The sequence below is a fragment of the Cupriavidus sp. 22TCCZM04-2 genome (assembly GCF_057798895.1).
In genome coordinates this window covers 199,496-212,302 of the sequence record NZ_JBYOJS010000003.1, presented here as the reverse complement: position 1 = coordinate 212,302, position 12,807 = coordinate 199,496, and the positions used below count along the sequence as shown (strand labels likewise).

Here is a 12,807-nt window from a genome sequence, read left to right as displayed (position 1 = left end):
GTCGCCGCGAACGTTTCCCCTTCCCGCCATTCTTGCTGTTGTCGTGAGTTCCTCCCACACCCTCGCAGACCGCCTCGAGGCGCTGCTGCCGCAAACCCAGTGCACCAAGTGCGGCTTCAACGGTTGCCGTCCGTACGCCGAAGCCATGGCCAGCGGCGAAGCCGCCAGCAACCGCTGCCCGCCCGGCGGCGCGGAGGGAATCCGACGCCTGTCCGCGCTGCTCGGCACCGAGCCGCTGCCGCTCGACCCGGAACGCGGCGCCGAGCAGCCTCGCGCCGTGGCGCGCATCGACGAAAGCCTGTGCATCGGCTGCACGCTGTGCATCCAGGCCTGCCCGGTCGACGCCATCGCCGGCGCCGCCAAGCAGATGCACACCATCATTCCGGAACTCTGCACCGGTTGCGATCTCTGCGTGCCGCCCTGCCCGGTCGACTGCATCGACATGGTGCCCGTCACCGGCCAGCGCACCGGCTGGGACGCCTGGACGCAGGAACAGGCCGATGCCGCCCATGCACGCTACGTCGCGCGCAAGCAGCGGCTGGTGCGCGAGCGCGAGGAGAACGACGCCCGCCTCGCCGCCAAGGCCGCCGCCAAGCTGCAGGCATTGCAGGCCGAAGCTGCCCAGTCGGACACCGAGCGCGCGGCGCAGGAACGCAAGCGCGCCATCATCCAGGCGGCGATCGAACGGGCGCGCCAGAAGCAGCACGCCGCCGCCCGGCCCGGCAAGGACATCGCCCCGGACAACGACAACAACACCAGTCCAGCAAAACCATGAACGCAGCCAAGTCCCGTGCGCTGTTCGAGACCCTGCGCGAGGTCAACCCGGCTCCGGCCACCGAGCTGGAATACAGTTCTCCGTTCGAGCTGCTGATCGCCGTGCTGCTGTCGGCGCAGGCCACGGATATCGGCGTCAACAAGGCCACCCGCAGGCTGTATCCGGTGGCGCATACCCCGCAGCAGATGCTCGACCTCGGCGAGGAAGGACTGATCGGGTATATCAAAACCATCGGCCTCTACAAGACCAAGGCGAAGCATGTGATCGAGACCTGCCGCATCCTGGTCGAGCGGCACGGCGGCAAGGTGCCGCAGGACCGCGCCGCACTGGAGGCGCTGCCCGGCGTCGGCCGCAAGACCGCCAACGTGGTGCTCAACACCGCGTTCGGCGAGCCGACCATTGCCGTCGACACGCATATCTTCCGCGTGGCCAACCGGACCGGGCTGGCCCCGGGCAAGAACGTGCAGATCGTCGAGGACAAGCTGCTCAAGGTGGTGCCCAGGGAGTTCCTGCACGATGCCCATCACTGGCTGATCCTGCATGGCCGCTACGTGTGCAAGGCGCGCAAGCCCGAGTGCTGGCACTGCGTGATCGAACCCTTGTGCGAGTTCCGCGACAAGACCGAGGCCCCGCGGGGCTAAGCGTCGCCGCCCAAAGCAAAAGACCCGCCAAGGCGGGTCTTATTCATGGCGGGCGAGGCGTACCGTCTTACACCACGCGGCAGGCTTCGTCGAACGACAGGCGCGGCAGGCGCGGGAACAGCTTGTCGCTTTCGCCGTAGCCCAGGTTGCACAGGAAGTTGACTTCCCACTTGCCGTCGGGGAAGAACGTAGCGTTGATCTTGTCGGCATCGAAGCCGCCCATCGGGCCGCAGTCCAGGCCCATGGCGCGCGCGGCCAGGATGAAGTAGCCGCCTTGCAGCGAGCTGTTCATGAGCGCATCGCGGGCGATCTTGGCGTCGTTGCCGGCATACCACGAGCGGGCATCGGCATGCGGGAACAGCTTGGGCAGCTGGTCGTGGAAGGCCTTGTCGAAAGCGATGATGGCCGTGACGGGCGCGGAACGGGTCTTGTCGACGTTGCCGGGGGACATGCACTCGACCAGGCGGGCCTTCTCGGCGGCGCTCTTGACGAAAACGATGCGCGCCGGGCAGGTGTTGGCCGCAGTCGGGCCGAACTTCATGGCTTCATAGACCTGGTGCAGCACGGCGTCATCCACGTGACGATCCTGCCACACGTTGTGCGTGCGGGCTTCGGTGAACAATTGGGCCAGGGCTGCCTGATCGATCTGGGACATGCGCTCGTTCCTGTACATTGTGTGAAAGAGAAGCGCGAATTGTACCCAAGCGCCGGACTACGCTAGTGCAGCCGCTTTGATCAGGGAATTCAATTCTCTTGCATCTTCGGCGCTGCGCTGGCACGACGGGTCAGCCACAGCACGCCGGCCAGGATAAGGCCGCCGCCCACCGCTTGCGCGCCACTGATATGTTCACCAAGCAACGCCGCGGCCAGCACCACCGTGACGACCGGCTCCAGCGTGGACAGCATCGACGCCTGCGCCGCGCCAAGGCGCTGGAGCCCGGCAAAGAAGGTGAGGATGGCCAGCACCGTGGACAGCAGGGCAATGCCGAGCATGGCCAGCCACCCCCCCGCCGTCGCGGGAAACTGCGGTGGCACGCCGGCGCCAAGGCGCAGCACGCTGATCGAGCCGTAGACCAGTGCCGCCGCGGTGCAGATCACCGTAGTGGTGGCGATCGCATTGACGCCTGCCGTCACGCGCGCGCCAACAATGATGTAGACCGAGTAGATCACGGCGGCGGCCAGCCCGAGCGCAATGCCAAGCGGACTGCCCTCCCCGCCCCCGACGGTGAGCCCCGCGCCAGCCGAGCACAATACCAGCGCGATGACCGCGGCGGTCGTCAGGCGTTCCTTGAGGAAAATGGCCGCCAGGATCGTGACGAAGAGCGGATACAGGTACAGCAGCAATGCCACCAGGCTCGCCTGCGCATGGTTGAGTGCACTGAAAAAGCAGAAGGACTGGCCCACATAGCCGATGCCGCCCATGGCCGCCAGCGCCAGCACGCGCCGCCACGACGGCAGCCGGATGCCGCGCCCGCGCATCACGAACGCCAGCGCCACGGCGGCCAGCGTGAAGCGCACGGTCAGCAGGCCATAGACATCGGCACCCGCCTCATAGGCGAACCGGGCGAAGATCGCCATCGCACCGAAGGCACTCGCGGACAGCGCGATCAGCAGCACGCCCACGAACTTTTCGCGGGCGCGTTCAGAGACAGCTGACGTGGAAACGGACATGGAGAACGTCGGACGGCGGCCCGATTGGCCAATCCCGCATTCTAATGGCGCCGGCGCCACCGGCAGCGCGGCCGCGAGTGCTCGTTTACAATGACGCCACCATGTTTAATCCCTCCCGTGAAGAAGTCCGCCGATTCTTCTGCGATGCCTGGCAGAAGCAGCTTTCCGGCGGCGTCCTGACCCCGCTGGAAGCCATTGCCGTCGACTGGATCGGCGAGCACCCGGAATACCAGGCGCTGCTGACCGATACCGAAGGCGCGCTGGCGCAGGACTTTACGCCCGAAATGGGCCAGACCAACCCGTTCCTCCACCTGGCCATGCACCTGTCGATTTCGGAGCAGGTCTCCATCGACCAGCCTCCGGGCATCCGCCAGGCCTACGAAACGCTGACACAGCGCCTGGACTCGCCGCACGAAGCCCAGCACCAGGTCATGGAATGCCTGGGCGAGATGCTATGGCAGGCACAACGGACCGGCCTTCCGCCGGATGGTGTGCAATACGTCGAAAACGTTCGGCGCCGCGCGTCGCGCTGATCGACGCCGCTACGCCAGAAGACCGAGACGGCGCCCCTGCGTACAATTCGTCACAACCGCCAGCGGGTACCGTGGTAGGCTTGCCCGCATTGCCATCCGCCTGCGCCGAAGTCCGGCCGGACTCGGCGCTTCCCCGATATGCCCGAGACGTCTCAGCCCGCACAGGGCCAGCGCGCCCATGGAGCCGGCGCGAAGTGGAAATGGTTTTGCCTGCTGCTGGCTTCCACCCTGCCCCTGTCAGGCCACGCCGCGGTCTCGATGCTGCAGCCGCCCCGCGTCATCGACGGCGCCCGGCCGCTCGCACTGACGCTGCTGATCCGCGCCGAGACCGGAACGCGCCGGTACCAAATACCCGACACGCTTGAAGTCACCGCCTCCGGCGATCTCCAGGCGCCGGTGAAACTCATCCTGCGGCGAGAGCAACCGGGCCCTGCCATCGTTTCCCTGCGCAAGGGGGAAAACCGGACCATCCGCTATGCCGCCGACCTGCCGCCCGGCTTGCGCGGCACGATTCGCCTGGACGCCACAGGCATCGACGCCGCGCCGGTACTCGTCACGCTGAACCAGCAGGCAACGTCCGGCCAGCCGGCCGCGACGCCGCTGGCAGCCGCCGCCTCCGCGCCCGCGCATGAAGCCGGGGCCGCCGACAACACGCCGGCGCCGGTAGTACCCGTCGCCTCGGCCGCTCAGCCAGCCCCGGTTCCGGCCGACCTGCGTGACAGCGCGCGCCTGTCTTTCAATGACCCGATGTACTTCATCGCCGGCGCGCACGATGGCGGCAATGCCAAATTTCAGCTCAGCTTCAAGTACCGCATCCTGGAAGGCAAGGATCCGGCCTCGCGGCGCCTGATCGACAACCTCTACTTCGCCTACACGCAGTTCTCGTTGTGGGACCTGTCGCAGGATTCCAAGCCGTTCCGCGACACCAACTACCGGCCGAGCTTCTATTACTACCTGTCCGACACGGGCGTGCATAACCCGGCCATCAGCCGCCTGTCGCTGGCCACCGGGCTGGAGCACGAGTCCAACGGCCGCAACGGCGACGACTCGCGCAGCATCAATACCGTTTTCTTCAAGCCGACGTTCTATTTCGGCGACCAGAACAACTGGCACTGGCGCGTCGCGCCCAAGCTGTACGCCTACCTGGAGAAGAACGACAACCCCGACATCGCGCATTACCGCGGCTACATGGACCTGGACCTGGCCTATGGCAAGGCTGATTCGTGGGAGTTTGCCGCCACGGTGCGCAAAGGCACGCGCAGCTGGTACGGCAGCGTCGACGCGCGGGTGACCTATCCGCTGGCGCGGCTCATACCGGGCACCGCCGGATACCTGATGGCCGGCTATTTCGCCGGCTATGGCGAAAGCCTGCTCGACTACAACCAGAAGGTGCCCTGGCAGTTCCGGCTGGGATACGCGCTGTCGCGCTAGCCGGCGAGCGGCTTGCCTTGCGCCTTCAGGCGCGCGTTTGCCACCGCCGCCGCGAACTGGCCATGGCCGTGCCAGCCGGTGGCCCGGCCGAGCTTCTTTCCGTTCCGGTAGAACATGAAGACCGGAATGCCATGCAGGCCGAAACGCCGGCCGAGCTCCGGGTGCGCATAGACATTGGCATGCAGCCAGTGCAGGTCCAGGGCGCGGATCGGCCCGGGGTTGGAGAGCATGGCCTGCTTCGCCATTTCGCAGTTGAAACAGTCCACGCCCCAGAAGAACACGCACACCAGCTTGTCGCCCGCCGCGGCGATGGCGGCATCGATCGAGGCCTCGTCCACCGCTTGCATGCCGAATGCATCAAAGGCGCGATGGTCCAGGTGCGCTTCGGATGATGGCGTGGTACCGGGTGCTGCGTCGCTCATGGCTTGCCTCCGTGAATGGCAAGACGCCCCGGGGCCAGACTGGCGCCGGGGCGTCGAGGATGGTATCGGCGGGAGCGACCGCTCGGCCGCACCCGCGATCCCTGCCTACTTGGGTGCCGAAACCGTCACCAGCGCCGGACGGAGCACGCGGTCGGCAATCATATAGCCGCGTTGCAGCACCGTCACGACGGTGTTGGCATCCTGCTCGGACGGCACCATCGAGATAGCCTGGTGGCGGTGCGGGTCGAACTTGTCGCCGACCGGGTTCAGTTCCACGATCTTGCCGCGCTCGAAGGCAGCGGCCAGTTGGCGCGCGGTCAGTTCGACGCCCTCGCGCAACTTGGCGATATCGCCCGAACCGTCCGCCAGCGCAGCCTGCAGGCTGTCCATCACGGGCAGCAGGTTGTCGGCAAAATTCTCGATGGCGAACTTGTGCGCCTTGGACACGTCCTCCTGCGCGCGGCGGCGGATGTTCTCGCTTTCCGCCACGGAGCGCACATACATGTCGTAGTGCTCGCGCGCCTTGGCTTCCAGCGCGGCAAGCTGTGCCGCCACATCGTCCACGGCGGCAGTCTCTGGCGCGGCGGCCGCGGCGTTGATGACCTCTTCGGCGGCGGACTCAGGCGTCGGGGTGGATGGCGTCTGCTTCTGTTCTTCCATGTCGATCCGTATCAATGCATTGTCGCGGCCGTCCGGTGCAGGCCGCGGTGGGTAAATCGGCGTGTGTCCCGCTGATCTGGTGGCAACCCGACTTTTTTCAAGGGTGGTTGCAAAGAGACCCCGAAACACACCGTTACAAACGCCCCCCTTGTGCAATTGAACGCTTATTGCTTTGTTGCACTGCACTCACTAACATTCTTATCAAGAAAAATGACAAAAATAACGGGGGTCTGGAGTTGGATCACATTTGTGCCTCTCCCGAAAGGTTGGCCATGCACAAGCTTCCCGTCGTGACGCTCTGCCTGCTTGCCGCGCTGTCATTCATGACAGTCTTCATCTGCCTGTCCGGCGCGCTGACTCCGCGCGATACGGAGTATGGCAGCGGCAAGGCCGTGTTCAAGCATTACCTCGTCCACTACATCGGCGTCAATCCGTAGCACGCCGCTGCCTGACGCTGATCCTTCAACGCGGCCGTACCGGCGCTTGCCGGAACGGCCGCGTTGTCGCGTTCAGCGCCTGAAATCATCAATGCGCCGCCGGTCCTTTTTGGTGGGACGGCCCTGCAACTGCGACGACGGTTCCGGCTGGAAACGCCGCTGCTCCGCTTCGGTTTGACGACGAGCCTGGCTGGCCTCGGTTTCCGCATAGAGCGTCTGTGCCACTGGCGCCGGACCGCGCGCCTGCGCAATGCCCTTCACCATCACTTCCCAGCGCTGCTGATGGGCTTCGAGCACCACCATGTCGCCCGGCCGGACTTCGCGGGAATTCTTGCATGGCTGGCCGTTGACCGTGACCTTGCCCCGCTCGACGGCCTCTGCCGCAAGCGAGCGGGTCTTGAAGAAGCGTGCGCACCAGAGCCATTTGTCGATACGCAGGCGCGCGTCGGGCTCGAAACTGACGTTCATGCTGCCGCTCCACGGGTCTGCGCGCGACTGCGGCGCGCTTCCAGTTCATGCGGATGCGGCGCGTTCAGCGGCCAGCCCTGCAGGTGCTGCAAGGCAATCTCCGCCAGCGCCGCGATCCAGGCCTGGGCATCGTTCATGCACGGGATGAAGTGGAACTGCTTGCCGCCCGCCACCATGAACTCGGTCTGGCCTTCCATGGCAATCTCTTCCAGCGTCTCGATGCAGTCGGCGGGAAAGCCCGGGCAGAAGACATCGACCCGCCCCGCGCCGACCTTGCCCAGTTCCGCCAGCGTCGGCGCCGTATAGGGCTGGAGCCATTCGGCCTTGCCAAAACGAGACTGGAACGTCACCTGATACTGACCCGGCTGGAGACCCAGCGCGTCGCCGAGAAGGCGCCCCGTCTTGAGGCATTCGCAGTGATAGGGATCGCCCAGTTCCAGCGTCCGGCGCGGCACGCCGTGGAAGGACAGGATCAGCTTGTCGCCGTGCGCGAAATCCGGCATGCCATGCTGGGCCCAGTACGCCCCGACCTGCTGGTGCAGCGCCGCAATATAGGCGGGATGGTCATGGAAATGCTTCACGAAGCGAAGTTCAGGCTGGTTGCGCCACTGGCCGAGCACCCGGAATACCTCGTCGAACGCGGTGGCCGTGGTGGTGCCGGAGTATTGCGGATACATCGGCAGCACCAGCACCTGCTCCGTGCCCTGGCGGCGCAGCGCCTCCAGCACGGATTCGACCGACGGATTGCCATAGCGCATCGCGCAGGCGACCGTGACCTCGTAGCCCTGCTGGTTGAGCAGGCGCTGCAGCGCGTGCGCCTGGCGTTCGCTGTATACGAGTAGCGGCGACCCGGTCATATGCGCCTCGCGCAGCCAGATCGACTCGTACTTGAGGGCCGAGGCGCGCGAGCGCAGCGGCACGATCACCCCATGCAGCAGCGGCAGCCAGGCCAGGCGCGGGATCTCGACCACGCGCGGATCGGAAAGGAACTCCTTCAGGTAGCGCCCCACCGCCTTGGGGGTCGGTGCGTCGGGCGTGCCCAGGTTGACCAGCAGGATGGCCGTGCGCGGCGCCTGGCCGTGCTGATAGACCGGTTCGGGAGAAAACGTCATGTCGCTTCCGATAGGGCCGGGCGGCAGGATGCCGCCGGGCTGTGGAAATGGGGACGCAGACTGTGTGACCCGCTGGACGGGTCCTAGTTCTGGCTCAGTGCGCTCGACAGCAGCCGTGCCGTGATGTCGACAATCGGGATGACCCGCTCATAGGCCATGCGGGTCGGGCCGATCACCCCCAGCGTGCCGACGATCTGGCCATCCACCTCGTATGGCGCGGTGATCACGGCCATGTCCTCGAGCGGCACCAGCTGGCTTTCGCCGCCGATGAAAATCTGCACGCCCTGCGCATGGCTTGACACGTCCAGCAGCTGGAGCAGGCTGGTCTTGTGCTCGAACACGTCGAACAGCCGGCGCAGCTTGTCCATGCTCGACGACAGGTCTTCCACCTCCAGCAGCTTGCGCTCGCCGCTGATGTAGACGTGGTCGTCCTCTTCTTCCATGGCGCTGCTGCCCGCCTCGACCGCCGCCTGCATCAGTTGCGACATGTCGCGCCGCAGGTCGCGCAGTTCCACGCGCAGGTGGTCGCGCACGGCGTCGAAGCTCATGCCCGCGTAATGCGCGTTGAAGAAATTCGCCGCTTCAATGAGCTGGGCGGGGGTGTACGGCAGTTCCGTCTGGATGATCCGGTTCTGCACGTCGCCCTCAGGGCTGACGATGATCAGCAGGATGCGCTTGTCCGACAGCCGCATGAATTCGATCTGACGGAACGACTGCGCGCGCCGCGGTGTCATGATCACGCCGGCAAAGTGCGAGAGGTTTGACAAGGTTCGCGCGGCCGCCGTGATCACGCGCTGCGGGCCGAGCTGCTGCTGACCGCCGAGCTGGCCCTGGATCTGGCCGGCCAGCTCCGTCATCTCCATGCCGCCGCGCTCGATCGGCTTGACGGTCAGCATGGTATCGACGAACAGGCGATACCCGCGCGGCGTGGGGATCCGTCCCGCGGAAGTATGCGGGCTTGAGATAAAGCCCATTTCCTCCAGATCGGACATCACATTGCGGATGGTGGCCGGCGACAGGTCCAACCCGGAATACCTGGACAGGGTCCGGGAGCCGACCGGCTGCCCTTCGGCAATGTAGCGCTCAATCAGGGTCTTGAGCAGCGTTTTCGAACGTTCATCCATGATGCCCCGATTTTACGCAAGTTTTACCGCTTCGGGCGCCTGGCCGGCCCCCGCCACATGGCGCGTCCGCCCCATGCTGGCAACGGTCACGGCGGTATGGTCTAATCCCCGCATGTCTGCCCCCCCCAAAACCAGCGCCTTGCGCACCCCGTTCAAGACCGTGGCCCTCGTGGGCCGGTACTCGACTGCCGGCATCGAAGGCCCGCTGGAGGAGCTCGCGTCCTACATCCTGCGCAATGGCCAGGATGTGGTGTTCGAACGCGAGACCGCGCAGGCCACCGGGCTGACCGGCTATCCCGCACTGACCGCCGAGGAAATCGGCCGGGAGGCGGACGTCGCCGTGGTGCTGGGCGGCGACGGCACGCTGCTCGGGCTTGCCCGCCAGCTTGCCGGACACAACGTGCCGCTGATCGGCGTCAACCACGGCCGGCTCGGCTTCATGACGGATATCCCGCTCGAAGACGTGCAGACGGTGCTGCCGGACATGCTCGAAGGCCGCTACGAGGCCGAGACCCGGCTGCTGCTGGAATCCAGCGTCGTGCGCGACGACAGCCGCATCTTCTCCGCGCTGGCCCTGAACGACGTGGTGGTCAACCGTTCGGGCATTTCCGGCATGGTCGAACTGGCCGTGTCGGTGGACGGCTACTTCATGTACAACCAGCGGTCGGACGGCCTGATCGTGTCGACCGCCACCGGTTCGACCGCCTACGCGCTGTCCGCCGGCGGACCGATCCTCCACCCGACGCTGTCAGGCCTGGTGCTGGTGCCAATCGCCCCGCACTCGCTGTCCAACCGGCCCATCGTGCTGCCGCACGATGCCGAGGTGACCATCGAGGTGGCGACCGCGCGCGACGCCAGCGTCAACTTCGACATGCAGTCGCTCACGTCGCTGCTGCCGGGCGACCGCATCGTCGTGCGGCGCTCGAAGAAGACCATCCAGCTGCTGCACCCGGTGGGCTACAACTACTACGCCACGCTGCGCAAGAAGCTGCACTGGCACGAGTACCCGACCGAGGACAACCGCCTCTGAGCGACTGAATCCGGCTGAATCCGGCTGAATCCGGCTGAATCCGGCTAAATCCGGCTCAAACCGTCCGCACCGACCCAACCCTTTCACCGCCACGATGCTGCGCAGCCTGTCCATCCGCGATTTCGTCATCGTCGATACGCTCGACCTCGATTTCCAGTCCGGCTTCACGGTCTTCACCGGCGAAACCGGCGCCGGCAAATCGATCCTGATCGACGCGCTGGCGCTGGTGCTGGGCGAACGCGCCGATGCCGGCATCGTGCGCGAAGGCGCCACGCGCGCCAGCATCAGCGCCACCTTCTCGACGCACGTGGCCCTCGACGCCTGGCTCGACGAGCAAGAACTGGGCGGCGAGGACGACGGCGGCATGCGGACCGTGCTGCTGCGGCGCACGGTCGACGCCGGTGGTCGCAGCAAGGCCTTCATCAACGGCGCCGCCGCGACGCTGGCCCAGTTGCGCGAGGTCGGCGACCAGCTGGTCGATATCCATGGCCAGCATGCCCACCAGCTGCTGCTGCGCCCCGACGCCCAGCGCCTGCTGTTCGACGCCCATGCCGGGCTGACCCAGCAGGCCGGCGCGGTAGCCGAGTCCTGGCGCGCGTGGCGCGCCTGCGTGCGCCAGCGCGAGGCGGTCGAGCACCAGTCGCGCGAAATGCAGCTCGAACGCGAGCGGCTCGAATGGCAGGTCGGCGAACTCGACAAGCTCGCGCCGCAGCCCGGTGAATGGGAAGAGATCCAGGCGGAGTACAACCGCCTGTCCCACGCAGCGGGCCTGATCGATGGCAGCCGCGCCGCGCTCGATGCCCTGTCCGAAGCCGACGGCTCGGTCCTGTCGGCGCTCAATGCCATCGTGCACCGGGTTCAGCAGCTTGCCGACGTCGATCCGGCGCTGCGCGACGTGCTCGCCGCGCTGGAGCCCGCGCAGTTGCAGGCCGAGGAAGCGGCGCATTCGCTCATGCGCTATGTCGACCGCCTCGAACTCGACCCTGAACGGCTCGAAGCCGTCAGCGACCGCATGCAGGCGCTGCATGCCACGGCGCGCAAGTACCGCCTGCCGCCCGAGCAGCTGGCCGATGAACTGCTGGCGCGCCGCCAGCAGCTCGACGACCTGCAGTCGGCGCAGGACATCAACAAGGTGCTCGCGCGCGAGGCGGCCGCCAAGGCGGCCTACCTGACGCTGGCCCAGCACTTGAGCCTGGCCCGCAAGGAAGCGGCCAAGGCCCTGTCCACGGCCGTTACCGACGCCATGCAGGGCCTGTCGATGGCGGGCGGCAGCTTCGTCGCCGCACTTAATCCACTGGAGGAAGGCCAGAGCTATGGCCTGGAGCAGGTCGAATTCCTGGTCGCCGGCCACGCCGGCGTCAGCGCCCGGCCGCTGGCCCGCGTCGCCTCCGGCGGCGAACTGGCACGCATCAGCCTCGCGATCTCGGTCATCACCAGCGAAGCATCGCCCACGCCCACGCTGATCTTCGACGAAGTCGACACCGGCATTGGCGGCGCGGTGGCCGAAGTGGTCGGCCGGCGCCTCCAGGAACTCGGGCGCGCGCGCCAGGTCCTGTGCGTAACGCACCTGCCGCAGGTCGCCGCGCAGGCCGGGCAGCATCTGCTGGTCAGCAAGGAAACCACGGGCGACGGGTCCGTGTCGATCACGCGCTCGCGTATCCGCGCGCTCGACGCCGCCGGCCGCGTGGTGGAAACCGCCCGCATGCTCGGTGGCGCGACGGTGACCGCCACCACGCTCCAGCACGCCGAGGAAATGCTCGCGCAAGGCGCGCGCGCGAGCAGCGGCAAGGAAGGCCGGCGCTCGCGGCGCAGCGCCGGCTGAACCAGCCAGCGCCCGAGGCTGCTGGCAATCGCCGTCGCCAACTATTCACGTATTCACAGGAGCAAACCATGACCCGCCCTCTGCCGTCCGCCGGTCGCCGGCGTGCCTTCGTGCCGGTGTTCGCCGCGGGGGCGGTCGCCATCGCGGCACTCTTGGCGCTGACCGGCTGCCAGGCCCAGCCCAAGGCATCGCAACCTCCGCGCGGCGCGATTTCGGCGGATCGGGTGGTCGGCGACATCATGGTCCGCTTCACGGCGCCCGACGTGAATGTCTCCGAGGAAGCCGGCAAGCTGCTCGACACCATCGAAGGGCCGATCCGCTTCGTGGTCAAGCGGCCCCTGTCCGGCGGCGTGTGGCTGGTGACGGCCATCAGTGCGTCGCCGGATGCCACCATGGACCAGGCCCTGGCGACGTTGCGTGCGGCACCGCGCATCGGCTCGGCCGAGCCTGACCGTATGCTCAAGCCCAACCACACCATGCCAGTCAGCCGCGACATGCCGGCGAGCTGAGCGGCCGAAGCATCGTCCGGGGCAAGCCTTCATCGAACTTGCAGAATCCGAACGGATCGTATTCGCTACATAGCACTGTCCCGGGGGCGGGGGGGGCGGGGGCCCCCCCCCCCCGGGGCCCCCCGGGGGGGGGAAGGCCCCCCCCGGGCCCCCCGGTTTCCGGCGCCCCCCC

Annotated in this window: 15 protein-coding genes; 8 read left to right on the top strand and 7 right to left on the bottom strand. The window is 66.9% G+C overall.

Translation table 11 applies throughout. The annotated features are described in order from the left end of the window. Window positions 1-43 precede the first annotated feature (43 nt). Together rsxB and nth are read left to right on the top strand one after the other, a co-directional pair. A complete protein-coding gene (rsxB, locus tag AC3FKG_RS06850; protein WP_488742730.1) occupies window positions 44-775 on the top strand; it encodes an electron transport complex subunit RsxB in 732 nt (243 codons plus the stop codon). Beyond that, entirely contained in the window at window positions 772-1,416 is a 645-nt protein-coding gene (gene nth, locus AC3FKG_RS06845) for an endonuclease III (protein WP_483710997.1), read from the top strand. The genes rsxB and nth overlap by 4 nt, the downstream gene beginning before the upstream one ends. A gap of 67 nt (window positions 1,417-1,483) precedes the next feature. Here the strand turns inward: nth and AC3FKG_RS06840 are convergent, their stop codons facing one another. Continuing rightward, window positions 1,484-2,071, bottom strand: coding sequence for a malonic semialdehyde reductase (locus tag AC3FKG_RS06840; RefSeq protein WP_483710996.1), 588 nt, complete (start codon window positions 2,069-2,071; stop codon window positions 1,484-1,486). An 89-nt stretch (window positions 2,072-2,160) separates the two neighbouring features. Then, window positions 2,161-3,087, bottom strand: a complete 927-nt coding sequence (locus AC3FKG_RS06835) for a DMT family transporter (protein ID WP_488742729.1) — start codon at window positions 3,085-3,087, stop codon at window positions 2,161-2,163. 101 nt (window positions 3,088-3,188) lie between these two features. Between AC3FKG_RS06835 and AC3FKG_RS06830 the strand changes: the two genes are divergently transcribed. Beyond that, window positions 3,189-3,620, top strand: coding sequence for a DUF1841 family protein (locus AC3FKG_RS06830; RefSeq protein ID WP_488742728.1), 432 nt, complete (start codon window positions 3,189-3,191; stop codon window positions 3,618-3,620). Window positions 3,621-3,758: 138 nt separating this feature from the next. Further along, entirely contained in the window at window positions 3,759-5,051 is a 1,293-nt protein-coding gene (locus tag AC3FKG_RS06825) for a phospholipase A (RefSeq protein ID WP_488742727.1), read from the top strand. On the opposite strand, the gene AC3FKG_RS06820 is transcribed toward AC3FKG_RS06825, so the two are convergent. Together AC3FKG_RS06820 and grpE are read right to left on the bottom strand one after the other, a co-directional pair. Continuing rightward, window positions 5,048-5,473: a thioredoxin family protein gene (locus AC3FKG_RS06820; RefSeq protein ID WP_483710992.1), complete on the bottom strand. Its 426-nt coding sequence runs from the start codon at window positions 5,471-5,473 to the stop codon at window positions 5,048-5,050. The genes AC3FKG_RS06825 and AC3FKG_RS06820 overlap by 4 nt on opposite strands. Window positions 5,474-5,578: 105 nt before the next feature. Further along, a complete protein-coding gene (gene grpE / locus AC3FKG_RS06815; protein WP_483710991.1) occupies window positions 5,579-6,133 on the bottom strand; it encodes a nucleotide exchange factor GrpE in 555 nt (184 codons plus the stop codon). 272 nt (window positions 6,134-6,405) lie between these two features. Between grpE and AC3FKG_RS06810 the strand changes: the two genes are divergently transcribed. Continuing rightward, window positions 6,406-6,570 carry a hypothetical protein gene (locus AC3FKG_RS06810; RefSeq protein ID WP_483710990.1) on the top strand — a complete coding sequence of 55 codons (165 nt, stop codon included), beginning with the start codon at window positions 6,406-6,408 and terminating at the stop codon, window positions 6,568-6,570. Window positions 6,571-6,642: 72 nt separating this feature from the next. Here the strand turns inward: AC3FKG_RS06810 and AC3FKG_RS06805 are convergent, their stop codons facing one another. From AC3FKG_RS06805 to hrcA, 3 genes are all read right to left on the bottom strand, one after another. Continuing rightward, the gene (locus tag AC3FKG_RS06805) at window positions 6,643-7,038 is read right to left on the bottom strand and encodes an RNA-binding S4 domain-containing protein (protein WP_483710989.1); all 396 of its coding nucleotides are present in this window, start codon (window positions 7,036-7,038) and stop codon (window positions 6,643-6,645) included. After that, window positions 7,035-8,150, bottom strand: a complete 1,116-nt coding sequence (gene hemH, locus AC3FKG_RS06800) for a ferrochelatase (RefSeq protein ID WP_483710988.1) — start codon at window positions 8,148-8,150, stop codon at window positions 7,035-7,037. The genes AC3FKG_RS06805 and hemH overlap by 4 nt, the downstream gene beginning before the upstream one ends. A gap of 83 nt (window positions 8,151-8,233) precedes the next feature. Next, on the bottom strand, window positions 8,234-9,274 hold the full coding sequence (gene hrcA, locus AC3FKG_RS06795) for a heat-inducible transcriptional repressor HrcA (RefSeq protein ID WP_483710987.1): 1,041 nt from the start codon (window positions 9,272-9,274) through the stop codon (window positions 8,234-8,236). Between the two features lie 112 nt (window positions 9,275-9,386). On the opposite strand from hrcA, the gene AC3FKG_RS06790 reads away from it, so the two are divergent. The 3 genes from AC3FKG_RS06790 (at window position 9,387) to AC3FKG_RS06780 (ending at window position 12,635) form a co-directional block, all read left to right on the top strand. Beyond that, window positions 9,387-10,304 (top strand): NAD kinase, encoded by a 918-nt coding sequence (locus tag AC3FKG_RS06790; protein WP_483710986.1) that lies wholly within the window; start codon window positions 9,387-9,389, stop codon window positions 10,302-10,304. A gap of 94 nt (window positions 10,305-10,398) precedes the next feature. Continuing rightward, window positions 10,399-12,126, top strand: coding sequence for a DNA repair protein RecN (recN, locus tag AC3FKG_RS06785; protein ID WP_488742726.1), 1,728 nt, complete (start codon window positions 10,399-10,401; stop codon window positions 12,124-12,126). Between the two features lie 68 nt (window positions 12,127-12,194). Continuing rightward, window positions 12,195-12,635, top strand: coding sequence for a hypothetical protein (locus AC3FKG_RS06780; protein ID WP_483710984.1), 441 nt, complete (start codon window positions 12,195-12,197; stop codon window positions 12,633-12,635). Window positions 12,636-12,807: the final 172 nt, after the last annotated feature.